Raw genomic sequence first — 23,599 nt, forward strand, 5'->3', positions numbered from 1 at the left:
CATGTTCCGCGCCAGCGTCCAGTCGGAACAGGAGCGGCAGGCGCGGATGTTCGCGCGTCTGAATATCCAGCACGGCCCAAACACCGAACAGGTCCTTCGGGAACTGCCGCCCGGGTCCGAGGTTTCGACGGTGGATTTCGATCTGGCCCACTTGGAACTGAACGAACGTCGGGTCCAGAAAATCTGGTTGGATCTGATCCTTGACGGGCCGGCCATGAACCAGGTGGTCATTCGCGACCTGACCCTGTGCCGCTATCATCGCGCAGATCTGTGAAGGACACCGACATGACCCATGCAAAGCTTGTACCGATCCGGTTCGAAAACGCCCTCTGGGAGGGGCAACTGACCGCCGCATCGGAACCCCGGGTCGAGGCCCGGTATCTGGGCGAGGTGCTGCCGGGCGTCGAGGTCACTCCGAACGACGCGGGCTGGATGCTAAGGGTTCCCGTACCGCCGGCCCTGCTGTCGGACGGGGTGCATTGCGTCACCATCTGGGATTGCGAGCGCCAGTCGAAACTGGGCGACTTTTCGGTGATATCCGGGGCGCCGGCCTCGGGCGACATCCGGACCGAGCTTGAACTGCTGCGGGCCGAGTTGGACATGCTGAAACGCGTCGTGCGCAGAATGAACCAGGGTTAGCGCCACCCCGATCCGCCAGGCCGCACGGGCCGACTCCAACTGCGACCTGTCAATTTGACGGGATCTGTGGCTTGATGGGGCATTCGAAACGGCCGGGATGCGTCATGGAACGCGACAGCATCATCAAGGTCATCGCGTTGATGGTGACCGCCTTCGGCATCGGGATCGACTTCACCGGTGCTCTGATGCTGGTGCCCGCGATCGAGAATTCCTTCGACGCCGACATCACCAGCACCCAATGGGTTCTGAACATCTATGCCCTGTTCTTTGCCATGACCATGGTCGCGGGCGGGCGGCTGGGAGACCTGTACGGCCACCGCAAGGTCATGCTGATCGGTCTGTCGGTGTTTCTGTTTTCGTCGATTCTGTGCCTCGTCGCACCGAACCTGGATTTTCTGATCGGTGCCCGGGCGTTGCAGGGGGTGGGTGCCGGGTGCGTCTGGCCATGCACCCTAGCCCTAGGCGCCACCAAGGTCTCGCGAGACGAACACCGCGCGCTGGTGATGGGCCTGATCCTGGCCGGCGTCACCAGCGGCAATGTCTTTGGCCCGATGATCAGCGGGTTCGTCGTCAATCTGGGGGACTGGCGCCTGTTCTTCCTCGCCAATGTGGTGTTTTCGACCGTCTCGATGGGCACCACGCTGACGCTGATCCCGCGCGAGACCGATCACAAGAACGGCGAACACATCGACTTTGCCGGAATGGGCATTTTGTCGATGGCGGTTCTGCTGTTGCTGTACGGGTTGGATGTCGGGGCCGACTGGGGGTGGCTCTCGGTTCCGTTGCTGGCGGTGTTTTTCGTCAGCGCGGTGCTGTTGGGGCTGTTTTCGAGGGTCGAAAATCGTGTGCGCCAACCGCTGCTGCTGCCGCAGATGATGCACAACCCGCAATTCCGGATCACGCTGGGGCTGAACATGTTCAATGTCTCGGCCGCCTTTGTGGGGCTGCTGTATTTCCCGCAATACATGCAAAAGGTCCTGGGCTGGTCGGCTTTCGAATCCGCCTTGGGCCTGGCGCCTCTGACGGTCCTGCTGGCCGTCGGTTCGATCGTGTCGGGCACGCTGTACAACGACTTTGGCCCCAAGCGGCTCATGTTCTGGGGCTACCTGTCGGCCACGACCGGCGCCGCCAGCATCGTCATCCTGCCGATGAGCCTGGGATACCTGCAGATCCTGCCGGGCATGGCCCTGATCGGGTTGGGGGCCACGCTGACGGTCGGGCCTTCTGGTACGGCCGCCGTGTGTGCTGTCCGGCCCGAGCGCGCCGGGATGGTCGGGGGCCTGAGCTTCATGGCACATCTGGTCTATGGCGCGGTCTCGGTCGCGGTTGCCACCGCGATCATGTACACGACCAGCCTGTCCAGCCTCGGCAGTCAGCTCGCCAAGGCGGGCATCGACATGCCGGCCGCCGATCAGAAGGCGATCAATGGCGGCACCCTGACGACCCGGACGGCACAGGCCATCATGGGCAAGCTGGATGCAGACCACGCCGAGACGGTCAAATCCGCCATTGCCACGGCATTCGATACGGGAATGAACATGGCTTTCGTGTTTGCCACCCTGTCGGTTTCGATGGGCATCATCCTTGCCCTGTTGCTGGACGAAAAGAAACTGCACAAGGTTGAAAGCTGACGACACGAAAACGGGCCGCGCCCGGCGCGACCCGTGCTGTTCGATGCCCGATCGTTACTGCGAGGCGCGGGCGGTCGGGTTGAACGCGGACAAACCCTTCAGGATGTCGATGGCATAGGCCAGTTGATAATCCTGCTTGCGCAGTTCCGCGGTCGCCTCGGCCTTGGCGCGGTCTTCTTCGATCTGGCGGTTCTCGTCCTCGGTCAGGCTGTCATTGTTCAGGCTTCCGCGCAGATCGGCCTCGGACCGGGTGCGGGCGGCCGCCTCTTCGTCCTCGTCCTCTTCGGGTCGGTTGCGCGGCTGTTCCACGATGATGTCCGGGCTGACACCCAGCGCCTGGATCGAGCGGCCCGACGGCGTGTAGTACCGCGACGTGGTCAGGCGCATCGCGCCATCCCCCCGCAGCGGCATCACCGTCTGGACAGACCCCTTGCCGAAGCTCTTGGTGCCGACGACGATGGCCCGGTGATGATCCTGCAGGGCGCCCGCGACGATTTCCGACGCCGAGGCCGAACCGCCATTGATCAGCACGACGATCGGCTTGCCCTCGGCCAGGTCACCGGGCGTGGCGTTGAACCGTTCCCCATCCTCGGGGTTGCGGCCACGGGTCGAGACGATCTCACCTTCGTTCAGGAACGCGTCCGAGACCTTGATCGCCTGGGTCAGCAGGCCGCCCGGATTGTTGCGCAGGTCCAGCACGACGCCGTTGATCTTGTCGATGCCGCCGGCCTCGGCGATCTGTTTCTCCAGACCCTCCTTCAGGTTCGGATAGGTCTGGTCGTTGAAGGTGGTCACGCGCAGGACCACGCTTTGACCTTCGGTGCGCGCGCGGACGGCGGTCAGCTTGATCGTGTCGCGGATGATGGTCACGTCGAACGGATCGGGCTCGCCTTCGCGCACCACGGTGATCACGATCTCCGACCCTACCGGGCCGCGCATCAGATCGACCGCCTTGTCCAGCGTCAGGCCCAGGATGCTTTCGCCATCGACATGGGTGATGAAATCGCCGGCCTCGATGCCCGCCTCATCCGCCGGGGTGCCGTCGATGGGCGAGACAACCTTGACGAACCCGTCCTCCTGCGTGACCTCGATGCCCAGCCCGCCGAACTCGCCGCGGGTTTGCACGCGCATCTGTTCGGCGTCGTCGGGCGACAGATAGCTGGAATGCGGATCCAGCGAGGTCAGCATCCCGTCGATCGCCGCCTCGATCAGGTCTTCGGGCGCGACCTCTTCGACATACTGGGCACGGATGCGCTCGAAAATGTCACCGAACAGGTCCAGCTGCTCGTACACGCTGGCCTTGTTTGCGGCCTCCTGCGCCAGCAGCGGCCCGGCGATCTGGGTTGTGGCGATGATCCCTGCCAGGGTTCCGGCCAGACCGGCCATCACGAATCGTTTCATGCGCGTCTATCCATCCTTGTGCGTCCGGAACCATGTTTCCGGATCAACGGGCCTGTTGTTCTCTCTGACCTCTATATAGAGCGTTTCTGACCGATCAGTTCCAGTGCCATCACCGCTTGTTGACAAAATCGCGCCGATTTCCGGCAGATTCCCCGGCATCAACCCCACCGGAGAGCCCTCGGGGATCACCTGCCCGGGTTCGCCATAAACCTCCTGAAGGCCCGAGAACACGAAAAGAAGCCCCGGCTGCGGTTCCAGGATGATCAGGTTGCCAAGGTCCAGCAGCGGCCCGCGATAGCGAATCGTGGCGGCCGTGGGCGACACTACCAAGGCGCGCGGCCGGGTGGCCAGAACAAGGCCGGGCCGGGTGACGCCGGCCGCATCGGTTTCCCCCGACCGGTGCACCAGAACGCCCTGCGTCGGCAGCGGGATCCGGCCCTTGCGATCCGAAATATCAGCATCGGTTTCGGCAATTTCACCGGCCGAGATCTCGGCCAGACCGCTGGCGAACCCGTCCAATGTTTCGGTGGACGAGATCAGAATCGCGGTGCGCACCGGATCTTCGACAAAACGGCGCGGCAAGTTGGTACGGTCGGCGATGGCTTCGCTCAGCCGCGTGCGGGCATCCTGCACCTGCTCCAACCCTTCAGTCAGAGTTTGCGCCGCGCTTTGCTGCAGTCGGCGCAGGGTCTGAACCTCGTCCAGATCGCGCGCCAGCGCCCGGGCCTTGGCATTCAGGCCGGGGGTGACCTCGGACAGCATCATCCCGGTGCGCGCCGCCCCCAGCGGCCCGGCCGGGTGCAGCATCAGAACCGGAGGCGCCGTGGTTTCGATGGTTTGCAGCACGCCCAGCAACTGGCGGATTTCTCGTTCGCGCGCGTTCAGCTCGGTGGTCAGCTGGCTTTCGCGCAAAGCCGCCCGGCGCAGCCCGTCGCGCATGGCCGCCAGCCCGGCTTCGTAGGCTTGGATCGTCTCGGTCAGGGCGCGCACACGGTCGCGGGCGGTTTCGGCCTCGGTCAGCGCGATCGAGGCCTGTTCCAGCATCTGCGCCGCATCCAGCGCCGCCTGCGCGGGGTCCGGCGCGGCCCGGGCCGCTTGCCCCGCCATCAGAGCCGCCAGAAGAAGCGCGCGCAGCCTCATGACAGCAGGCTCTCACCCGTCATTTCCAGCGGCTTGGGTAGGCCCATCAGGTGAAGCACCGTGGGGGCCAGATCGGACAGGCGACCTTCGCGCAGGGTTGCGCCCTCGGGTCCGCCAACCAGTACCACAGGTACCGGGTTCAGGGTATGGGCGGTATGCGGGCCGCCGGTTTCGGGGTCGATCATGGTTTCGCAGTTGCCATGATCGGCGGTCACGATCATGGCCCCGCCCGCCTTTTCAAGCGCGGCGACCACACGGGCCAGGCCTTGATCCACGGCCTCGCAGGCCTTGATCGCGGCCTGCAGGTCACCGGTATGGCCCACCATGTCGGGGTTGGCGTAATTGGCGACGATCAGGTCATAGCCGTCCTCGATCGCCTCGACGAATTTGTCCGTCACCTCGGCGGCCGACATCTCGGGCTGCAGGTCATAGGTCGCCACCTTGGGCGACGGGGCCATATAGCGGTCCTCGCCGGGCTCGGGTGTCTCTTTGCCGCCGTTCAGGAAGAACGTGACATGGGGGTATTTCTCGGTTTCGGCCAGACGGAACTGGCGCAGGCCCTGCTTGGCGACCCATTCGCCCAACGTGTTCACGATCTCGCGCTTGGGGAATACGGTCGTCATGTAGTCGTTGTGGCCGTCGGAATATTCCACCATGCCCAGCAGCGCCGACAGGTGCGGGCGTGGTCCGGTGTCGAATTCGGCAAATCCGGGTTCGCCGATGGCGCGCAGGATCTCACGCGCGCGGTCGGCGCGGAAATTGAGGCAGAAAAACCCGTCACCGTCGCGGACGCCGTCGTAGCCGGGCAAAACCGTGGGGGCGATAAACTCATCGGTCTCGCCCCGGTCGTACGCGGCCTGAATCGCGGCGCTTGCGGTATCAGCCTGCCCGCCCTGCGCTTTGATGATCGCGTCATAGGCGCGGCCGACCCGTTCCCACCGGTTGTCGCGGTCCATGGCATAGTACCGCCCCGAAACGGTGACGACGCGCGCGTTCGCGGGCAGGCGACGCTCCAGCTCGGCCAGGAAGTCCAGCGCCGATTTCGGGGCCACGTCGCGCCCGTCGGTAATGGCGTGCAGAGCCACCGGAACGCCTGCATCGGTGATCGCTTTTGCTGCGGCGACGATATGGTTCAGGTGCCCATGCACCCCGCCATCCGAGACCAGCCCCATCAGATGCGCGGCTCCGCCCGCCGCCTTCACCTTGGCGACAAAGTCCTGCAGCGCGGCATTTTCGAAGAACGAGCTGTCCTCGATCGCTAGATCGATCTGGCCCAGATCCATAGCCACGACCCGCCCGGCCCCGATATTGGTGTGGCCGACCTCGGAATTTCCCATCTGCCCGCTGGGCAGGCCCACATCCGGACCGTGGGTGATCAGCCGCGCGTGCGGACCCTTGGACATGATCGCGTCGAATGTGGGCGTGTTGGCCAGATACGGCGCATTGGCCAGTGTGTCGTCGGACAGGCCCCAGCCATCGAGGATGCACAGGACGACGGGTTTGGGTGCGCTCATGTCGGGTCTCCGGTAACTGCTCTTGTCCGTTCTTCTATCCCCTGCCCGCCGCATCGTGAACCGCCTTTTGCGGCGATCCGCGCCGCGCGGGGTTATTTCCTGATCTGCTGCCAGGGCCGCGCCTTGCGGCCGCGATACTTGACCGTTAGCTCGGGCGGAGCGTCGCTTTCGTCATAGGCGCCCAGGATCACGCCCTTGCCGCGACTTTTGGTGCGCATCCCGACCAGCTCGGCTTCTGAGCGGGTGGTGCGTTGCGACGGGCGACGTGCCCAGGCGAACAGGTGGTCGTACATCTGCGCGATCACACCCGCATGGGCCGGGCTGTCGCCCAGATCGGTCAACTCGGCGGGGTCGTTTTCCAGATCGAACAGCATCGGGCGGAACCCGCCTTCGCAATGGATCAGCTTCCACTTTTTCGTGGCCACCATGAACATCGCCGCGTCGCGCACCGACACGCCCAGCGTTTCCGCGATGGGCGAGGCCGAATAGTCGTATTCGCAGATCACGAATTGGCGCGGGGTCTCGGCCGCCTGCCCGTAGAGGATGGGCAAAAGGGAATGACCTTCCAGAATATGGTCGGGCACCGCAACGCCCGCGACCTCGACGAAAGTGGGGGCTAGGTCGATCGACTCGACCAGCGCGTCGCAGGTGGTGCCGCGCGTGGCATCGGCCTGTTCGGATGGGTCGTAAATGATCAGCGGCACCTTGGTCGAAGCGTCGTGGAAGAACGTCTTTTCGCCCATCCAGTGATCGCCCAGAAAATCGCCATGGTCCGAGGTTAGCACGATCATCGTGTCGTCCATGCGGCCGGTCTGCTCCATCCAGTCCAGCAACCGCCCGATCTGGTCGTCGGCCTGCTTGATCAGGCCCATATAGGCGGGGATCACCGCCGCGCGCACATCCTGCCGCCAGAAGGTCTGGCCGATCTTGGTGTGCATGAAGGCGCTCAGCACGGGATGCGCCTCGGCCCGCTCGGTCTCGGACCGGTTGGGCGGCAGAACATGCTCGGGCCCGTACATCGAGGCATAGGGCTCGGGGACGATATAGGGCCAGTGCGGCTTGATGTAGCTCAGGTGGCAGCACCATGGGCCGTCATGGGTTTCCATGAACTCCATCCCGCGCGTGGTCAGATAGGGGGTCTCGCTGTCCTCCTCGGCGATGTTTGCGGCCTGCGGCGCGTTTTTCAGAAACCAGCCCGACAACACGTTTCCATCGGCATCCAGACCGGAATTAGCAAAGTCGTGCCAGGGGTTGTCGCTGTCGTAACCCTTGTCGGCCAGCCAAGCGTTATAAGCTCGGGCGCCATCAGGGTCATAGAACCCGTCGGGGCCTTCGGGGCGCATCCCGTCATCGCGCTCGAACACGTCAAAGCCGCATTCGGCCACCCGCGCGCCGATCAGGCTATCGGGCTCCAGGCCCAGCCGGGCCATGCCTTCGGCGTCGGCGCGCATATGGGTCTTACCGACCAGCCAGCAGTCCATCCCCGCCTTGCGCAGATGGTCGCCCATGGTCAGCTCGCCAACCTTCAGCGGAATGCCGTTCCACGAGGCGCCGTGCGACTGTACGTATCGCCCGGTATAGGTGGACATACGCGAGCTGCCGCAGATCGGCGACTGGATATAGGCCCGCGTGAACCGCACGCCGCGCGCGGCCAGACGGTCGATATTGGGCGTGTGCAGATGTGGATGGCCGTAACAGCTCAGGTAGTCCCAGCGCAGCTGGTCGAACATGATGAACAGGATGTTGCGGGCCTTGGCCATTCAGGTCCGTTCGCCCTGGCTTTCCATCTGTTTCACCATCCGGCGGGCGCGCTTGCATTGCAGCTTGTCACGCAGGGGGCTGTTGGGGTCCACGTCCTTTTGGCACACCACGCATTTGTCGGCGCCCGAGATCGCGTTCAGCCCGCCGCAACTGCCTTTGATGGTCTTGCCCATCAGCATCACGCCCAGCGACATGCCGACCATGATGATCAGCAGCAGAACAAACGCGAGGATAAAGGTGCTCATCGGCCGGCCCGCCCTTCAGTTCGATCCCAGCGCATCCTTGAATGCGCTGCTTTGTACCGTGATATAGGCATCTTCGCCGCCTGTCACATCCCGCGAGATGAAAAACACCGCCAAACCCAGCTGATCGGCCAGTTTCAGCCCCCGCTCCTGCCCCAGCGCCAGCATCGCGGTGGCCCAGGCATCGGCCATCATCGCGTTTTCCGCCAGAACCGTGACCGAGGTCGTCCGATGAGTGATCGGGCGTCCAGTGGTCGGGTCGATGATATGCGAATACCGCACCCCGTCCTGTTCAAAAAAATTCTTGTAATCGCCCGAGGTCGCCATGCCGCGGTTGTCCAGCGGCACGATGAACTGGATGGTTTGCGACCCGGTTTCGGGCTTTTCGATGCCTATGCGCCAGGCCTCGCCCTTGTCGTTCTGACCGCGGGCCACCAGATCACCGCCGATCTCGACCATATAGTTCTCGACCTCCGCCGCGCGCAGCGTCTCAGCCACGGCGTCGATCCCGTATCCCTTGGCGATGGCCGACAGGTTGATCCCCACGCCCGGCTGTGTCTTGGCCAGCGTCCCGGCCTGCGCATCCAGCGTCAGCAGGCGCGCCTGCCCCACCTGCTCGAGCGCCGCCGCGATCTCGGCATCCGATGGCACCGGGTCCTCGGGCTTGCGCGGGCCGAACCCCCACAGCTCGATCAACGGGCCAAGCGTCACGTCGAACACGCCGCCGCTTTGTTCGTGCACCTGGTTGGCCGCCGCGATTACATAGGCGAATTCTTTCGACACCGGCATCGGGTCGGTGCTGGCCGAGGCGGAAAAGACCGAGACCTCGGAATTCGGGTCCCAGTTGGACATCTTCGCGTTCACCTGCGCCAGCGTTTCCTCCACGGCGGCGGACAGGGCATCCGCGTCCAAATCCTCGCCGATTGCGGTGACGTGATAGGTGGTTCCCATGGTTTCACCCGACAGGCGAACAACCTCGGGTTCCTTGTCGAACAGGCAGCCAGCGACGAACAGGGTCAGGGCCAGGGCAAGCAGTCGGCGCATCGCGTGATCTCCGGGTAATGTTTCGTGGCGCGTATGCCAGCGCCCCCAGTCAGAGTCAAACCGACCTCAGACCTTCAGTGGCAGAAAGCCAAGCGCCAGCAGCCCGATCGCCGCCGGCAGACCGAACAGCCAAGCGCGCTTCTGCCAGCCCGGGGGCTGCTCTTTCCACAGTTTGCGGAAGTTGTGGCCACAGACCACCACCCCGAAAAAAATCAGCGCGGCAATGGCAGGGGTCAGATGCAGGTTCGACACGCGGCCCGGGTTTCCTTTTGGTCTGGCGCGGTTGCGCGGGTTTCCGGAAATTGCACCCTATACAGGTGCGCATCCTGGGGTAAGGTGAAAGGACAGCACCAGTGAAGGAGGAGACCGCCCATGGCCCCAAGCTCTTACCAGCCCCCGACGCGCGGCGACAAGCCCGAGAGCGCAACCTACAGCCAGTCGGTCGAGTCGAATCTGTCGCAGACCCAATCGACCGTGGCGAAGCTGCTGGAAGGCAAGGGCGAAGACGTGATTGCGGTTCGACCCAATGACACGATCCATACGGTCGTGCAGATCCTGAAGGACAAGCGCATCGGCGCGGTCGTGGTCACCGATCAGAACGGCGCGCTGCAGGGGATCCTGTCCGAGCGCGACATCGTGCGCCGTATGGCCGATACGCCGGGCCAGACCCTGCCTCAGTCGGTTCAGGACCTGATGACGCGCGAGGTGCGGACCTGCACACCGGACGACCTGCTGATCGAGGTGGTGAAAACCATGACCGAAGGCCGATTCCGCCACATGCCGGTGCTGCGCGACGGGCATCTGTGCGGCGTCATCACAATCGGCGACGTGGTGCAATTCCGCTTGAAGGAACTGGAATACGAAGCCCTGCGCATGAAACAGATGATCGTCGGCTGACCGGCAGTCAGGTCTGCACCGGATCGGTGCACAGGAACCGGACCGTGCCGGGCCCGATCTCGGCCGCCGTCAGCCGACCCGTGGCAAATGCGCCCGTGTCGATCGAGATCACCCGGTTGCGCACGCATGGTTCCGGCACGATCGTATGGCCGTGGACGACCCACTGACCGTCCGAACGCGGCTTGCCCGGAAAATCTCCATGCCCCCACAGGCAGGTTCCACGGGCCTGGTCGGCGGGGTCCGAACCGGGGTTCAACGCTGCGTGCACGACGGTCACGTTTCCCGTCGTCCAGCACAGCGGCCGGGCGTGCATCCACTCAAGCAGCGGCGCCCCCATTTTCTGTTCCAGCCGTCGGGCGGCGCGCACCGCGTCGTCGGGCGTCAAGTCCAATGCAAGATCCGTCAGCCCGAACGAGGCCAGCGTCTGCCGCCCGCCATTGTGCATCCACAATCGACAGGTTCGCCTGGGCCGTTGAAGGAACCGCAGCAGCAGGTCTTCGTGGTTGCCCAGCAAGCAGATCACCTGCCGGTCACGGGCTTGGCTCAGGTGCTGCAGGTGGCGCAGGACCTGGGCGCTGTGGTCGCCGCGGTCGACATAGTCGCCGACGAACACGATTGGCAGGTCTTGCTGCAGCTGACCCAGGATCTGCTGCAGCAGATCCAGCCGCCCATGGATGTCACCCACGGCGTAGAACCGTTGCCCGGGCGCCAGCGTGGCCAGTGCGTCGGACGGGTTCGTCCCGCCGGGGCGCGAAACAAGCGACTTGAGCCAGGAAAAAAACATCACCCGCAGTGACTATCCCGAAGACCCGCGCCCGGCAATGCTCAACGCCCCTGACGACCCCGAAAATCTCCTTGACCTCGGCCGTTCGAAAGGGTCCCTGATGGTTGGACCACGGGGTTTGCGGACGGAGCTTGAATGAAACGGGTATTGGTGACGGGAACGGCGGGGTTCATCGGGTTTCACCTGGCACGACTGCTGTTGTCCGAAGGGTTCCGAGTGCATGGCTATGACGGGATGACCGACTACTACGACGTCACGCTCAAGCAACGCCGGCATCAGATGCTGCTGCAGACGCCTGGCTTTTCCGCAACCGAGGACCTGCTGGAAAACCATGACCGCCTGATGCAGGTCGCCGAGGAATTCCGACCCGAGATCATCGTTCACCTCGCCGCGCAGGCGGGCGTGCGCTACAGCCTGGAACATCCGCGCAGCTACGTGGACTCCAACGTGGTGGGCACGTTCAACGTGATGGAAGTGGCGCGCACGCACAAGGTCGAGCACCTGCTTATGGCCTCCACCTCCTCGGTCTATGGCGCGAACGAGGACATGCCGTTTTCCGAGCTGGACAAGGCCGACCACCAGCTGACCATCTATGCCGCCACCAAGAAGGCGAACGAGGCGATGGGCCATTCTTATGCCCATCTGTGGGACCTGCCGACCACGATGTTCCGCTTCTTTACCGTCTACGGCAACTGGGGGCGGCCCGACCTGGCCTATTTCAAGTTCACCGATGCCATCCTGCATGACCGGCCCATCGACATCTACAACAACGGCGAGATGTACCGCGACTTTACCCATGTCGATGACCTTGTGCGCGGCATCCGCCTGCTGATCGATGCAGTGCCCGAACGGCCTGCGTCAAAGGCGGATATCGCCGAGGGCGACAGCCTGTCGCCCGTCGCGCCCTTCCGGGTGGTCAATATCGGCAATTCCGACAAGGTCCGGCTGATGGATTTCATAGAGGCGATCGAGGAAGCGGTCGGCAAGAAGGCCATTCGCAACTACATGCCGATGCAGATGGGCGACGTGCCCGCGACCTGGGCCGACACCTCGCTTCTGCAGCGCCTGACCGGGTTCAAGCCGCAGACCGACATTCGGGACGGGATGAAATCCTTCGTGGCGTGGTACCGCGACTATTACGGCATCGGCGCATGAAAAAACCGGCGCTCTGGGCGCCGGTTTCAAGGTTGGTTATCCGCCGAAATCGTCCAGCATGATGTCTTCGCGGTCCACGCCCAGTTCCAGCAGCATGTTGATGACCGACTGGTTCATGATCGGCGGACCACACATGTAGAATTCGCAATCCTCGGGCGCCGGGTGATCCTTGAGGTACTGCTCGTACAGCACATTGTGGATGAACCCGGTGAAGCCCTCCCAGTTGTCGCCTGGCTGCGGATCGGACAGCGCGACGTGCCACTCGAAATTCTCGTTCTCGGCGGCGAGCTGGTCGAAATCCTCGACATAGAACATCTCGCGCCGCGACCGGGCACCGTACCAGAAGGTGATCTTGCGCTTGGTCTTCAGCCGCTTGAGCTGGTCGAAGATATGGCTGCGCATCGGGGCCATGCCCGCGCCGCCGCCGATGAACACCATCTCCTTGTCGGTGTCACGCGCGAAGAACTCGCCGAACGGTCCCGAGATCGTGACCTTGTCACCCGGTTTCAGGTTGAAGATATAGGACGACATCTGGCCCGGCGGGATGCCCTCGGACCCCGGCGGGGGCGAGGCGATCCGCACGTTGAGCATGATGATGCCCTTTTCCTCGGGGTAGTTCGCCATCGAATAGGCGCGCTCGATCGGTTCGCTCACCGTGGACTTGTACTGCCACAGATTGAACTTGTCCCAATCCTCGCGGTACTCCTCGGCGACGTCGAAATCCTTGTAGTCAACATCGTGCGGCGGGGTGGCAATCTGGATGTAGCCACCGGCGCGGAAATTCACATCCTCGCCTTCGGGCAGCTCCAGCACCAGCTCCTTGATGAAGGTCGCCACGTTGTCGTTCGACCGGACGGTGCATTCCCATTTCTTGACGCCGAATACCTCTTCGGGAACCTCGATCTTCATGTCCTGCTTGACGGCCACCTGGCACGACAGACGGTCGCCGCAGGCGGCCTCGCGCTTGGTGATGTGGCTTTCCTCGGTCGGCAGGATCGACCCGCCGCCTTCCAGAACCCGCACCCGACATTGTGCACAGGTGCCGCCGCCACCGCAGGCCGACGGAACGAAGAGTTTCTGAGCCGCCAAGGTCTGCAGCAGCTTGCCGCCCGCAGGCACCGAGACGGTTTTCTCACCGTTGATGGTGATGTTGACGTTGCCTGTCGAGACCAGTCGCGAGCGCGCCACCATAATGATGGCCACCAGCGCAAGAACGATCAGGGTGAAAAGGACAACGCCGAGCGAGAAAGTTTCCATGCCCCTGCCCCTTTACAGTTTGACGCCCGAGAAGGACATGAAGGCCATCGCCATCAGACCTGCGGTGATGAAGGTGATGCCAAGGCCCTGCAGCCCGTCGGGGATGTCGGAATATTTCAGTTTTTCACGCACGCCCGCCATGGCGGTGATCGCCAGCGCCCAGCCAAAGCCCGAAGACAGGCCATAGGTCGCGGCTTCGGCAAAGTTGTAGTCGCGTTCGACCATGAACAGCGAGCCGCCCAGGATGGCGCAGTTCACCGTGATCAGCGGCAGGAAGATCCCCAGCGCATTGTAGAGCGGCGGGAAATACTTATCGAGGATCATCTCGAGGATCTGCACCATCGCCGCGATCACGCCGATATAGGAAATCAGACCCAGGAAGGTCAGGTCCACGTCCGGGAACCCGGCCCAGGCCAACGCGCCCGGTTTCAGCAGATAGTTCAGCAGCAGGTTGTTGGCCGGCACGGTGATCGCCTGCACCAGCATCACCGAGATCCCCAGACCCAGCGCCGTCGAGATCTTTTTCGACACGGCGATGAAGGTGCACATGCCCAGGAAAAAGCTGAGCGCGAGGTTTTCGACGAAGATGGCCTTTACGGCCAGTGAGATGAGCCCTTCCATCAGTGCGCCTCTACCTGCTGGATCTTGTATTCACGTTCTTCGACCTGGTTCGGCTTCCACGTGCGGAAGGCCCAGATGATCAAGCCGATGATGAAGAAGGCCGACGGCGGCAGCAGCAGCAGCCCGTTGGGGACGTACCAGCCGCCGTTGTTCACGGTCTCCAGAATGGTCACCCCGAACAACGAACCCGAGCCGAACAGCTCGCGGATGATACCCACCAGCATCAGGATCAGGCCATAGCCCATGCCGTTGCCCAGACCGTCGATGAAGGACGCCACGGGCGGGTTCTTCATGGCAAAGGCCTCGGCCCGGCCCATCACGATGCAGTTGGTGATGATCAGGCCCACGAAGACCGACAGCGTTTTCGAGATCTCGAAGGCATAGGCCTTGAGGATCTGGTCGACCAAGATCACCAGCGACGCGATGATGACCATCTGCACGATGATCCGGATCGAGCCGGGGATCTGGTTGCGCAGGCATGAGATGAAAAAGGACGAAAACGCCGTCACGAACATCACGGCCAGCGACATCACGAAGGCCACTTGCAGCGACGAAGTTACCGCCAACGCAGAGCAGATGCCCAACACCTGCAGCGTGATCGGGTTGTTGTCGACAAGCGGGTCGACCAGCAGATCTTTCTTGGTCTGTGACATCAGATCTCTCCTGCTTGCAGCTTGGCCAGGAACGGAGCATAGCCCGCGTCCCCCATCCAGAATTTTACCAGGTTGTCGACGCCGACCGTGGTCAGGGTCGCGCCGGCCAGCGCGTCGATGTAGAAGTCCGGCCCGGCGGCGGGCATGGTCTTGGCGACGGTGATCTGCAGATCACCAGCATCGTCGCGCAGCTTCTTGCCGTTCCACAGGGCTTTCCAGCGCGGGTTGTCCACCTCGGCACCCAGACCCGGCGTTTCACCGTGCTGATAGAATTGCAGCCCGAAGATGTCGTTGCCGTTCTCTTCCAGCGCGATGAAACCATACAGTGTGGACCACAACCCGTAGCCGTGGACCGGCAGGATCACCTTATCCAGCGCGCCGTTCTCGTCGCGCAGCAGGTAAATCACGCGGTATTTCGCCTTGCGGCCGATCCCTGCAGGGTCGTTTTCCAGAGGTTCGCTCAGCTCGGGGTCGCTGGCGGCGGCAATGTCGTCGAACGTGGCCGGGTCGAAACGGTCGTCGACGAATTCACCCGACGCCAGGTCCAGCACGTGCGGCTCGAACGCGGCAAAAGCCTCGGCCACGTCGATGCCGGGTTCATAGACGCCCGCGACCTGCAGAACGTTGATCTGCTTGTCCTTCAGCTTGTTCGCTTCTTGCACCGGGCGCAGGCTGACCGCGGCGGCCGACACGATCATCGAGGCCACGAGGCACACGGCGACGGCGATGAAGATCGTCTTGCCCACCGAATCCGGCGAGGCCGCCAGGAACCGCGCGATGGCGCCTTTGGGTTCAGGGGATTGCGTATCAGACATGGCGACGCGCCCTCCGTTTGATGTTTGCCTGCACGACGAAATAGTCGATCAGCGGCGCAAAGACGTTGCCGAACAGGATGGCCAGCATCATGCCTTCGGGGAAGGCCGGGTTCACCACCCGGATCAGCACGACCATGACACCGATCAGCGCGCCATAGATATAGCGGCCCATGTTGGTGTGGCTGGCCGAGACCGGCTCGGTCACCATGAAGGCCAGGCCGAACGCATAACCGCCCAGCACGACGTGCCAGTACCAAGGCATCGCGAACATCGGGTTCGTGTCTGACCCGATCAGGTTCAGCAGCAGGGTAAAGCCGATGGTGCCGGCCAGACAGCCCAAGATCAGACGGTAGTTGGCGATCTTGGTCATCAGCAGGAAGGCCAGGCCGACCATCGCCGCAAGGGTCGAGGTCTCGCCAAAGCTGCCCTGGATCGTGCCGAAGAAAGCATCCCACCAGGTGATGCCCTGAGCGGCCAGCGCCTGATACCCGTCAGCCGCCGACACCGCCAGCGCCGTCGCGCCCGAGAAGCCATCTACCGGGGTCCAGACGGCATCGCCCGACATGGACGCGGGATAGGCGAAGTACAGGAAGGCCCGCCCCACCAGCGCAGGGTTGAGGAAGTTCTTACCGGTTCCACCAAACACTTCCTTACCAATGACCACGCCAAAAATGATCCCCAGCGCCACCTGCCACAACGGCGCGGTGGCCGGCATGATCAGCGTGTACAGCATCGAGGTGACAAGAAAGCCTTCGTTCACCTCATGCCCACGCACGGTGGCAAAGATCACCTCGAAGGTGCCGCCGGCGACCAGTGTCACGATATAGATCGGCAGGAAATACATCAGCCCGTGCATCACGTTGGCAAAGATGCTGGACGGGTCCAGCGAAATGCCCAAGGCCTGCAGGATGGCGATGCGCCAACCGGTTGCCGACTCCGGGCCCAGCGTCGCGATGGCCGAGTTGGCCTGGAACCCGGTGTTGTACATGCCCCACAGGATGCAGGGGATGGTAGCGATCACGACATAGGTCATGATCCGCTTCATATCCACGTATGACCGCGCATGCGGCGCCACGGTGGTCACGGTTTTCGGAGTGTAGATGAAGCTTTCCACCATCTCGTAGATGGGGAAGAACTTCTCGTACTTGCCGCCCTTGGTGAATTGCGGCTCGATCCGGTCAAAGAAGTTGCGCAAACCCATGTGGATCAGCCCTCCTTTTCAATCTTGGTCAGGCAGTCGCGCAGCGCCAGCCCGTATTCGTACTTGGCCGGACAGGCAAAGCCCACAAGGCCCATGTCCTCTTCGTCCAGCTCCAGCGCGCCCAAGGCCTGCGCCGTGTCGGTGTCCATCACCAGCAGCGCCCGCAACAGTTGCGTCGGCAGGTAATCCTGCGGCATCAGTTCTTCGAAGGTGCCGATGGGCACCATGGCGCGGCGACCGCCGTTCAGGTTCGACGTGAAGGCGAACAGCTTTTGGGCAAAGGCCGAGCCCAGAACCGGCTGCACCGCGTATTTCGACGGCATCGGACGGATCCAGCCCATCGGGATCTGGTCGTGATCCTCGCGGATAATGCAAATCTGACGCGCAAAGCGTCCCAGATAGGCGAACGGCCCGGTGGCGTGACGGCCCGACAGAACCGAGCCGGAAATGACGCGGGCTTCGCCGTCTACATTGATCTCGTCGCGTGTCAGATCCTCGGTCGAGGCCCCCATGACGGTGCGGATCAGACGCGGCTGACGCGCGCCGGGACCGGTCAAGGCGACCACCACGTTCGGGTCCAGATGGCCCGATTGCAGCAGCCGCCCGATGGCGATCACGTCCTGATAGCCGATGGTCCAGACGGTTTTCTCGGCGGTCACGGGTTCGAGGAAATGGATATGCGTGCCGGCAAGGCCCGCCGGATGGGGGCCGCTGAAGGCCGCGGCCTCGACGCCCGGCAGATCGGCGCCTGGGATCGTGTCGCCATCCTTCTGGCACAGATAGGTCTTGCCCTCGGTCAGCTTGGCCACGGCGGCCAGGCCGACGGCAAAGGCCTCGGCCGCGTCGTTGATGATCAGCGCGGCATCGGCGGCCAGCGGCTCGCTGTCCATGGCGGTTACGAAGATCGCGGCGGGCTGAGTGCCCGGCTGCGGCATCTTGGAATAGGGCCGCGTGCGGAATGCGGTCCACAGGCCGGCGGCGCACAGCTTGGCGGTGAGGCCCTGCGCGGTCTCGGCATCGCCCACGCCCGCGAAATCGATGCCGGGGTCGTTGGGGTCCGACACTTCGATGACGACGCTCTGCAGCACGCGCCGCGCGCCGCGGTTGATGGCCACGACCTTGCCGGTCAGCGGCGCAACCATCATCGCCTCGGGCGCGTCCTTGTGGCAGAACAGGGGCGTGCCGCGCTGGACGAGGTCCCCTTCCTGCACCAGCATGCGGGGTTTCAGACCGATGTAATCGGCACCTAGAACGCCCACGGTTGAATAGTCCGGACCCGGCTGGATGCTTTGCTCGGGCGCGCCCAGAATCGGCAGATCCAGCCCTTTTTTCAGTTTGAAAGTTTGCATGTCGCTACGTTCTTCCAAGCCTTTTTCTTGCGCCCGCCATGCAGGCCCGATGATCCGAGCACTGAACAGCGCGGAGTTCCGCCCGCCCCGTCGCAAAAGCAACGCAGACCGGCCAAAATCCGCAGGCGTCTTTCCGATTACGGCCCCTTTACGCGGCACTGCGTCCAAACGCAAACCTGTTACCGCCAAAATCGCCACCGAAACCAAAAAAATCTGCGAAATCCAGCGCCGAAATACCCAAAACCCGGTACGCGCAAATTCCTGTCGCACGCCCACAAGCGCTGGTGTATGCACCCGGGATGGACACAGCCGAGCTTGAAATCTTTCTGGTGGCCACGCCCGGGTTGGAAAAGCCCTTGCTGGCCGAGACCATCCGCAACGGATTCGCCGGTGCGAAGCAAGTGCCCGGCGGCGTCTTGCTGCGCGGCGGCTGGCCCGAGGTATGGCGGGCCAACCTGATGCTGCGCGGGGCCAACAAGGTTCTGGTCCGGCTGGGGTCTTTTCCCGCCGTGCATCTGGCTCAGTTGGACAAGCGCGCGCGCAAGTTTCCCTGGGGCGACGTGCTGCGCCCGGACGTGCCCGTCAGGGTCGAGGCCACCAGCCGCAAATCCCGTATCTACCACGCCGGTGCGGCGCGTCAGCGCATCGAACGCGCGATCTCGGACACACTGGGCGCCCCGCTCGCCCAAGATGCGCCGGTGCGGGTGCTGGTGCGCATCGAGAGGGACATCTGCACCCTGTCGGTCGACAGCTCGGGCGATCCGCTGCACAAACGCGGCCACAAGGCGGCGGTGGCCAAGGCGCCAATGCGCGAGACGATGGCAGCCATGTTCCTGCACGAATGCGGTTTTGACGGGTCCGAGCCGGTACTGGACCCGATGTGCGGGTCTGGCACCTTCGTGATCGAGGCGGCCGAAATCGCGCTTGGCCTTCCGCCCGGCCGGTCGCGCGACTTTGCCTTTCAGCAGCTGGCGACGTTCGATGCTGCCGAATGGACCCGGATGCGCCAACCGCACGACGCCGCCGTGACCGGGCTGCGGTTTTACGGCTCTGACCGGAATGCGGGCGCAGTCGAGACCGCAACGGCCAACGCGCAACGCGCCGGGGTCGATACGGTCATACGATTTCGACAAGCTGCGATCAGCGACATCAAGCCGCCTGCCGACCAAGCCGGGCTGGTGATCGTGAACCCGCCCTATGGCGCACGGATCGGCGACGAAAAACGCCTTCGGTCGCTCTATGGCAGCCTGGGCAAGGTGCTAATGGCACGGTTTTCGGGCTGGCGGGTCGGGATCGTGACCAGCAACCAGTCGCTGGCGCGGGCGACGCGCCTGCCCTTGGTCGCGCCGGGGCCGGTCGTCGATCACGGCGGCACCAAGATCCGGTTGTACCGAACCGACCCCTTGCCTTGACCACGGCGGTGTCCGGCGAAGAGTTTTGAGCGCATTGCCCCAAGAATCCCTCTTGCACATTCAAATCGCCGGGTATAGATCACGCGCCACGGTCGGAGTGTAGCTCAGCCTGGTAGAGCACTGTCTTCGGGAGGCAGGGGCCGGAGGTTCGAATCCTCTCACTCCGACCAATAATTCAAGGCGCCCTGTGGCGCCTTTTTGTTGGCAAGACAGAGCTCCAAGGTTCGTTGAACCTCATTGCTATTCGAACTCCAGAACTCTGGCAGCCTTCCGCAGATGCTCGGGACTGAACCGAGCGTAGGTCGACGCCGTGATTCTAGTATCGGTGTGACCGAGATACTGAGAGCTATCTCATCCACCTTAGACCCTGTGCACGGCTCCCCAACCTTGGACCACTGGAAGCTGGAACTTCCCGGCTGTTTCACGATCACGGACTGGTAAAGCCAGGTGCGCGCGGTAGGTCGCTGGCGCTGGCCATTCTAGAAATATACGACACAACCCTTGCCGGAGCGTGGCCTCAGACCGCGTCGCCCGCCTCCATTCGGGCAAGGAAGGTTTCAGCCTCGGAAAGGATCTGCGCCCGCGTCGCCGGCGCCCGTTTGTTCCAGCCGCCATAGATCGGCCCCATGCGCGGGTTCTGCGCGAAGCGCTCTCGGTGACGGTCTAGAAAGTGCCAGTAGAGAAGGTTGAAAGGACACGCATTCGGCCCCGTCTTTTCTTTGACGTCATAGGCGCAACCGACGCAATAGTCCGACATCCGGTCAATATAGGCGCCGGACGAGACATATGGTTTTGACGCCACCACGCCGCCATCGGCGAATTGGCTCATGCCTAGGGTATTCGGTGCCTCGACCCATTCAAAAGCATCCGCATAAACCGCAAGATACCATTCATGGACCTCGGCCGGGTCAATCCCGGCCAAAAGCGCAAAGTTGCCCGTCACCATCAGCCGTTGAATGTGATGGGCATAGGCGAATTCGCGGGTCTGCCCGACCACCTCTGCAATGCAGCGCATGCGCGTCGGTGCCCCCCAGTAGAATTTGGGCAGGCTGCGTTTATGGGCCAGCACGTTGTTGTGAATGTATCCCGGCCCTTCCAACCACCAGACTCCACGGATGAATTCCCTCCAGCCGATGATCTGTCGGATAAAGCCCTCGACCGCATTGATCGGTGCCCGGCCCGCCCGCCATTCGGCCTCGGCAGCCCGGCAGACCTCTAGCGGAGACAGGAGCCCAAGGTTGAGAGCTGGCGAAAGCAGAGAATGGAACATCGTCGGGGCCCCGGTGACCATGGCGTCCTGAAAATCGCCAAAACGTGGCAGAGCATGGCGCAGAAAATGCTCGAGCAGTTTCTGCGCCTGATCGCCGTCGGTTGGGAGTGAGAAAAGTTCGACCGTACCGAAGTGGCCGGAAAAGCGCTCCCCCACCAGGTCGAGCACCGCACGCACGGTGGCATCTGGCGCAAATGCGGGCGGATCGGGAAAAGCAAGGCCAGATTTGGGCGGTTTTCGGTTCTCGGCATCGAAGTTCCAGCGCCCCCCGGCGGGTTGCTCACCTTCCATCAAAAGGCCCGTCTTGCGGCGCATCTCGCGATAAAACCACTCCATGCGGAGCGCCTTGCGGCCCTTGGCCCAAGCGGCGAACTCCTTGGTCGAGCAGATGAACCGATCATCTTCGAGGAGCAGCATCTCCAGCGGAGTCTCTTCCAGCGCGGCTGCAAGCCGCCAGTCGCCCGGTCGGATGGCAATGACCTCGGTTGCACCAGTCTCATCCGCACGACGCAGCAACTCGCCCGGAATCGAGCCGGCATTCTCGGGGTCGTCCAGCCGGCCGTAAGCCACGCGCCAGCCGTCCGCCACCAGCCGCGCGGCAAACTTTCGCATCGCGGTGAAGATCAACGCGATCTTTTTGGGATGGTGTGGCACACTTGTGGCTTCGGCCAATACTTCGGCCATCACCACGATATCGCGGCGCCGATCAGCCGACCGCAGCGCAGCGCCGTCCACGCTCAACTGATCCCCCAAGACCAATACAAGCCGCGGTGTCAACATGGAACAGCCTTGCAGATGACGTCGAACAAGTTGCCCGAACGTCCGGCGACACAGGCTCTTGTGCTCATTTCTGTCTCTCCTTTTTCCTGCGTGCACGACGGCACGCATCGGAACAATGGCGTACCTCATCCCAAACCCGCGCCCATTTCCGCCGCCACACGAAAGGCCTGCCACAGGTCGCGCAGGTCTTTGCGGGCAAGTCACCCTTTCGGCGCATCTTCACAGGCCCAAATCCAGTTTGAGTTGGCGGTCGTCGGCCGTGCCGCGCCCGGCTTTGCGGTGCCGCCGCGCCCCGCGCCTGCTGCCGTGCAGCGCGAGGACCTTTGCCTTCGCCGCTTGAAACCCGGCACCGCACCGGGCTTCGGCCATCCGCGCCTTTGCCGCCCGCGCCGCTGTGGCAAGATCGACCACCGGTTCGGGGTATTGCCGCCCCAGAACGCGCCCCGCCCCGGCCCAACGCCATGGCTCATGCAAAAAGGCGTCCGGCACCTCAGCAAGCTCAGGAACCCAGCGGCGGATGAAGCGCCCGTCGGGGTCGTGTTCGCGGCCCTGTTTGACGGGGTTGTAGATACGCAGCGCATTGATACCGGTAACCCCCGACTGCATCTGCACTTGCGGCCAATGGATTCCCGGTTCGTAATCCGTGAAAAGCCGCGCAAGGTGTTGCCCTGTCGGGCGCCAGTCCAACCACAGATGATAGCTTGCCACGGCCATCAGCATCGCGCGCATGCGGAAATTGATCCAGCCTGTGGCGGCAAGGCTGCGCATACAAGCATCAAAAAAGGGAAACCCGGTTTCGCCCTGCTTCCAGGCTTGCAACAGTTCTGCCTCGGGCCGGCGCGGGCGAATGTCGTCAAGCGCCGGGTGCATGGCGCGCTCTTCGAGATCGGGCGCATCCTCAAGCTTTTGCATGAAGTGGCTGCGCCAGTGCAACCGTTCCTCAAACGCGGCAAGCCCTGCAGGCCAGCCCGCCCGGCCGTGCATCGCCGTGCGCGCCTTGGCTGTACGCGTGGCCTGCACCACTTCGCGCAGGGACAGGGTGCCAAAAGCCAGATGCGCCGACAACCGCGCGCAGGTAAACGGTGCGGTTCGGGGGCTCGATATCCCACGCCTGTATCCCCCCGCGCGCGTCTCCAAGAATGCAGAAAGGTCGCTCAGGGCAGCAGCCCTGCCCCCGCGCTGGCGGCCCGGACAATGGTCAGCCGCGATCCCAATCTCCGCCTCGGTCGGGAGAGCGCCGGGCGCCACGCCGGACAGCGGTACCAGTGCACCCGGCGGGCTGGCCACCGGCGCCGTCATCTCGGCCTCCCAGCGATTGGCCCAGCCATCCCGGGATGCAAGCCTGCGCACGACGCCACCCTGGGGCAGTTCGTGCCACTGAATCCCCTGCGATCGGGCCCACTCGGCAACTTGCTTGTCGCGTCCAAAGCTCCACAGGTTGCCCGTCTCCTCGTGCGACCAGATCGCGGCCAAACCCTGCCTAGCGTGAAGCTCTGCCAGAACGTCGACTGCGGCGCCGGTTCGGATCACAAGCGGCTGACCCTTTGATGCGAGGTCTGCGGACAGTTCAGCAAGGCATTGGCCAAGGAAGGCAAACTGCCGACCCGACGCGTCCGCCGACCGCCATTGATCCGGATCGACGATGTACAGAGGAAGAACCGGCCCCGCGGCCGCCGCCCGAGCAAGCGGAGCGTGATCCTGTATGCGCAGATCTCGCTTGAACCATACGACCTGCAAGGTGGGGCTTCTGGAGCCCGGTCCGGTCCGCACCGCCAGCCTCATGCTGTGGATAGGGTACCGACCGCGTGGAGGGATTCTTCCGCAATGTCGAATTTTGCAAAAACCATACCATCGTTCCCGTTCGTCGGGCCATGTCTGCTGGCGTCTACCACTGTTTTTCTCCGCTTGGCCATGCTCTCATAATCCAGGACCTCGGGGCGACGTCCCGGTGCGTTGGGCGGCCCGGCAAACCGCGCCGCGTAGCCCAAGATCGGGGCATGGATCAACACACCTGGTCTGGACGCGCCGCATTT

Annotated in this window: 23 protein-coding genes and 1 tRNA gene; 7 read left to right on the plus strand and 17 right to left on the minus strand. The window is 63.3% G+C overall.

Annotated elements, in window-relative coordinates:
* The 3 genes from AC2FM3_RS13455 to AC2FM3_RS13465 all read left to right on the plus strand — a co-directional run.
* On the plus strand, window positions 1-274 hold a 274-nt coding region (locus AC2FM3_RS13455; RefSeq protein WP_496682651.1), incomplete at its 5' end, for a DUF6478 family protein.
* 11 nt (window positions 275-285) lie between these two features.
* The gene (locus AC2FM3_RS13460) at window positions 286-639 is read left to right on the plus strand and encodes a hypothetical protein (protein ID WP_496682653.1); all 354 of its coding nucleotides are present in this window, start codon (window positions 286-288) and stop codon (window positions 637-639) included.
* Window positions 640-743: 104 nt separating this feature from the next.
* Window positions 744-2,270: an MFS transporter gene (locus tag AC2FM3_RS13465; RefSeq protein ID WP_496682655.1), complete on the plus strand. Its 1,527-nt coding sequence runs from the start codon at window positions 744-746 to the stop codon at window positions 2,268-2,270.
* Between the two features lie 54 nt (window positions 2,271-2,324).
* Here the strand turns inward: AC2FM3_RS13465 and AC2FM3_RS13470 are convergent, their stop codons facing one another.
* From AC2FM3_RS13470 to AC2FM3_RS13500, 7 genes are all read right to left on the minus strand, one after another.
* Window positions 2,325-3,671 carry a S41 family peptidase gene (locus AC2FM3_RS13470; protein ID WP_496682656.1) on the minus strand — a complete coding sequence of 449 codons (1,347 nt, stop codon included), beginning with the start codon at window positions 3,669-3,671 and terminating at the stop codon, window positions 2,325-2,327.
* Between the two features lie 6 nt (window positions 3,672-3,677).
* Entirely contained in the window at window positions 3,678-4,811 is a 1,134-nt protein-coding gene (locus AC2FM3_RS13475; RefSeq protein WP_496682657.1) for a murein hydrolase activator EnvC family protein, read from the minus strand.
* The gene (gpmI, locus tag AC2FM3_RS13480; RefSeq protein WP_496682660.1) at window positions 4,808-6,325 is read right to left on the minus strand and encodes a 2,3-bisphosphoglycerate-independent phosphoglycerate mutase; all 1,518 of its coding nucleotides are present in this window, start codon (window positions 6,323-6,325) and stop codon (window positions 4,808-4,810) included. Before gpmI ends, AC2FM3_RS13475 begins: the two co-directional genes overlap by 4 nt.
* A 92-nt stretch (window positions 6,326-6,417) precedes the next feature.
* Complete coding sequence (locus AC2FM3_RS13485) at window positions 6,418-8,085, minus strand: alkaline phosphatase family protein (RefSeq protein WP_496682662.1); 1,668 nt, start codon at window positions 8,083-8,085, stop codon at window positions 6,418-6,420.
* Window positions 8,086-8,331, minus strand: coding sequence for a (Na+)-NQR maturation NqrM (gene nqrM / locus AC2FM3_RS13490; RefSeq protein WP_496682663.1), 246 nt, complete (start codon window positions 8,329-8,331; stop codon window positions 8,086-8,088).
* A 15-nt stretch (window positions 8,332-8,346) separates the two neighbouring features.
* Window positions 8,347-9,372 carry an FAD:protein FMN transferase gene (locus AC2FM3_RS13495; RefSeq protein ID WP_496682665.1) on the minus strand — a complete coding sequence of 342 codons (1,026 nt, stop codon included), beginning with the start codon at window positions 9,370-9,372 and terminating at the stop codon, window positions 8,347-8,349.
* A 66-nt stretch (window positions 9,373-9,438) separates the two neighbouring features.
* A complete protein-coding gene (locus tag AC2FM3_RS13500) occupies window positions 9,439-9,624 on the minus strand; it encodes a hypothetical protein (protein WP_496682667.1) in 186 nt (61 codons plus the stop codon).
* A 120-nt stretch (window positions 9,625-9,744) separates the two neighbouring features.
* Here AC2FM3_RS13500 and AC2FM3_RS13505 point away from each other — a divergent pair, with 120 nt between their 5' ends.
* Window positions 9,745-10,269 carry a CBS domain-containing protein gene (locus AC2FM3_RS13505; protein ID WP_490362249.1) on the plus strand — a complete coding sequence of 175 codons (525 nt, stop codon included), beginning with the start codon at window positions 9,745-9,747 and terminating at the stop codon, window positions 10,267-10,269.
* A 7-nt stretch (window positions 10,270-10,276) separates the two neighbouring features.
* Here the strand turns inward: AC2FM3_RS13505 and AC2FM3_RS13510 are convergent, their stop codons facing one another.
* On the minus strand, window positions 10,277-11,053 hold the full coding sequence (locus tag AC2FM3_RS13510) for a metallophosphoesterase (protein WP_496682707.1): 777 nt from the start codon (window positions 11,051-11,053) through the stop codon (window positions 10,277-10,279).
* A 135-nt stretch (window positions 11,054-11,188) separates the two neighbouring features.
* Between AC2FM3_RS13510 and AC2FM3_RS13515 the strand changes: the two genes are divergently transcribed.
* The gene (locus tag AC2FM3_RS13515; protein WP_496682669.1) at window positions 11,189-12,208 is read left to right on the plus strand and encodes an NAD-dependent epimerase/dehydratase family protein; all 1,020 of its coding nucleotides are present in this window, start codon (window positions 11,189-11,191) and stop codon (window positions 12,206-12,208) included.
* Between the two features lie 36 nt (window positions 12,209-12,244).
* On the opposite strand, the gene nqrF is transcribed toward AC2FM3_RS13515, so the two are convergent.
* The 6 genes from nqrF to AC2FM3_RS13545 are packed head-to-tail and all read right to left on the minus strand — an operon-like array spanning window position 12,245 to window position 18,104.
* Window positions 12,245-13,465 (minus strand): NADH:ubiquinone reductase (Na(+)-transporting) subunit F, encoded by a 1,221-nt coding sequence (nqrF, locus tag AC2FM3_RS13520; RefSeq protein WP_496682670.1) that lies wholly within the window; start codon window positions 13,463-13,465, stop codon window positions 12,245-12,247.
* 12 nt (window positions 13,466-13,477) lie between these two features.
* Entirely contained in the window at window positions 13,478-14,086 is a 609-nt protein-coding gene (gene nqrE / locus AC2FM3_RS13525; RefSeq protein ID WP_170453916.1) for an NADH:ubiquinone reductase (Na(+)-transporting) subunit E, read from the minus strand.
* Complete coding sequence (locus AC2FM3_RS13530; RefSeq protein WP_093963366.1) at window positions 14,086-14,739, minus strand: NADH:ubiquinone reductase (Na(+)-transporting) subunit D; 654 nt, start codon at window positions 14,737-14,739, stop codon at window positions 14,086-14,088. The genes nqrE and AC2FM3_RS13530 overlap by 1 nt, the downstream gene beginning before the upstream one ends.
* Window positions 14,739-15,554 carry a Na(+)-translocating NADH-quinone reductase subunit C gene (locus tag AC2FM3_RS13535; RefSeq protein ID WP_496682671.1) on the minus strand — a complete coding sequence of 272 codons (816 nt, stop codon included), beginning with the start codon at window positions 15,552-15,554 and terminating at the stop codon, window positions 14,739-14,741. Before AC2FM3_RS13535 ends, AC2FM3_RS13530 begins: the two co-directional genes overlap by 1 nt.
* On the minus strand, window positions 15,547-16,755 hold the full coding sequence (locus AC2FM3_RS13540) for an NADH:ubiquinone reductase (Na(+)-transporting) subunit B (protein WP_496682672.1): 1,209 nt from the start codon (window positions 16,753-16,755) through the stop codon (window positions 15,547-15,549). Before AC2FM3_RS13540 ends, AC2FM3_RS13535 begins: the two co-directional genes overlap by 8 nt.
* Window positions 16,756-16,760: 5 nt before the next feature.
* On the minus strand, window positions 16,761-18,104 hold the full coding sequence (locus AC2FM3_RS13545; RefSeq protein WP_496682673.1) for a Na(+)-translocating NADH-quinone reductase subunit A: 1,344 nt from the start codon (window positions 18,102-18,104) through the stop codon (window positions 16,761-16,763).
* Between the two features lie 299 nt (window positions 18,105-18,403).
* On the opposite strand from AC2FM3_RS13545, the gene AC2FM3_RS13550 reads away from it, so the two are divergent.
* Together AC2FM3_RS13550 and AC2FM3_RS13555 are read left to right on the plus strand one after the other, a co-directional pair.
* A complete protein-coding gene (locus tag AC2FM3_RS13550) occupies window positions 18,404-19,516 on the plus strand; it encodes a THUMP domain-containing class I SAM-dependent RNA methyltransferase (protein WP_496682674.1) in 1,113 nt (370 codons plus the stop codon).
* A gap of 93 nt (window positions 19,517-19,609) precedes the next feature.
* Window positions 19,610-19,686, plus strand: a tRNA-Pro gene (locus tag AC2FM3_RS13555).
* A 347-nt stretch (window positions 19,687-20,033) separates the two neighbouring features.
* Here AC2FM3_RS13555 and AC2FM3_RS13560 read toward each other — a convergent pair.
* The 3 genes from AC2FM3_RS13560 to AC2FM3_RS13570 all read right to left on the minus strand — a co-directional run bounded on the left by AC2FM3_RS13560 (window position 20,034) and on the right by AC2FM3_RS13570 (window position 23,348).
* Window positions 20,034-21,566 (minus strand): cryptochrome/photolyase family protein, encoded by a 1,533-nt coding sequence (locus AC2FM3_RS13560; protein WP_496682676.1) that lies wholly within the window; start codon window positions 21,564-21,566, stop codon window positions 20,034-20,036.
* 64 nt (window positions 21,567-21,630) lie between these two features.
* Window positions 21,631-21,783 carry a DUF2256 domain-containing protein gene (locus AC2FM3_RS13565; protein ID WP_496682710.1) on the minus strand — a complete coding sequence of 51 codons (153 nt, stop codon included), beginning with the start codon at window positions 21,781-21,783 and terminating at the stop codon, window positions 21,631-21,633.
* A gap of 2 nt (window positions 21,784-21,785) precedes the next feature.
* Entirely contained in the window at window positions 21,786-23,348 is a 1,563-nt protein-coding gene (locus AC2FM3_RS13570; RefSeq protein WP_496682678.1) for an FAD-binding domain-containing protein, read from the minus strand.
* Window positions 23,349-23,599: the final 251 nt, after the last annotated feature.

The sequence above is a fragment of the Ruegeria sp. BHSB172 genome (assembly GCF_059613165.1).

Bases quoted from the DNA above. Each gene is read 5' to 3' on its own strand.
- AC2FM3_RS13460 (WP_496682653.1), top strand. From the start codon at position 286: ATGACCCATGCAAAGCTTGTACCGATCCGGTTCGAAAACGCCCTCTGG.
- AC2FM3_RS13465 (WP_496682655.1), top strand. From the start codon at position 744: ATGGAACGCGACAGCATCATCAAGGTCATCGCGTTGATGGTGACCGCC.
- AC2FM3_RS13470 (WP_496682656.1), bottom strand. From the start codon at position 3,671: ATGAAACGATTCGTGATGGCCGGTCTGGCCGGAACCCTGGCAGGGATC.
- AC2FM3_RS13475 (WP_496682657.1), bottom strand. From the start codon at position 4,811: ATGAGGCTGCGCGCGCTTCTTCTGGCGGCTCTGATGGCGGGGCAAGCG.
- gpmI (WP_496682660.1), bottom strand. From the start codon at position 6,325: ATGAGCGCACCCAAACCCGTCGTCCTGTGCATCCTCGATGGCTGGGGC.
- AC2FM3_RS13485 (WP_496682662.1), bottom strand. From the start codon at position 8,085: ATGGCCAAGGCCCGCAACATCCTGTTCATCATGTTCGACCAGCTGCGC.
- nqrM (WP_496682663.1), bottom strand. From the start codon at position 8,331: ATGAGCACCTTTATCCTCGCGTTTGTTCTGCTGCTGATCATCATGGTC.
- AC2FM3_RS13495 (WP_496682665.1), bottom strand. From the start codon at position 9,372: ATGCGCCGACTGCTTGCCCTGGCCCTGACCCTGTTCGTCGCTGGCTGC.
- AC2FM3_RS13505 (WP_490362249.1), top strand. From the start codon at position 9,745: ATGGCCCCAAGCTCTTACCAGCCCCCGACGCGCGGCGACAAGCCCGAG.
- AC2FM3_RS13510 (WP_496682707.1), bottom strand. From the start codon at position 11,053: ATGTTTTTTTCCTGGCTCAAGTCGCTTGTTTCGCGCCCCGGCGGGACG.
- AC2FM3_RS13515 (WP_496682669.1), top strand. From the start codon at position 11,189: ATGAAACGGGTATTGGTGACGGGAACGGCGGGGTTCATCGGGTTTCAC.
- nqrF (WP_496682670.1), bottom strand. From the start codon at position 13,465: ATGGAAACTTTCTCGCTCGGCGTTGTCCTTTTCACCCTGATCGTTCTT.
- nqrE (WP_170453916.1), bottom strand. From the start codon at position 14,086: ATGGAAGGGCTCATCTCACTGGCCGTAAAGGCCATCTTCGTCGAAAAC.
- AC2FM3_RS13530 (WP_093963366.1), bottom strand. From the start codon at position 14,739: ATGTCACAGACCAAGAAAGATCTGCTGGTCGACCCGCTTGTCGACAAC.
- AC2FM3_RS13535 (WP_496682671.1), bottom strand. From the start codon at position 15,554: ATGTCTGATACGCAATCCCCTGAACCCAAAGGCGCCATCGCGCGGTTC.
- AC2FM3_RS13540 (WP_496682672.1), bottom strand. From the start codon at position 16,755: ATGGGTTTGCGCAACTTCTTTGACCGGATCGAGCCGCAATTCACCAAG.
- AC2FM3_RS13545 (WP_496682673.1), bottom strand. From the start codon at position 18,104: ATGCAAACTTTCAAACTGAAAAAAGGGCTGGATCTGCCGATTCTGGGC.
- AC2FM3_RS13550 (WP_496682674.1), top strand. From the start codon at position 18,404: ATGGACACAGCCGAGCTTGAAATCTTTCTGGTGGCCACGCCCGGGTTG.
- AC2FM3_RS13560 (WP_496682676.1), bottom strand. From the start codon at position 21,566: ATGTTGACACCGCGGCTTGTATTGGTCTTGGGGGATCAGTTGAGCGTG.
- AC2FM3_RS13565 (WP_496682710.1), bottom strand. From the start codon at position 21,783: ATGCGCCGAAAGGGTGACTTGCCCGCAAAGACCTGCGCGACCTGTGGC.
- AC2FM3_RS13570 (WP_496682678.1), bottom strand. From the start codon at position 23,348: ATGAGGCTGGCGGTGCGGACCGGACCGGGCTCCAGAAGCCCCACCTTG.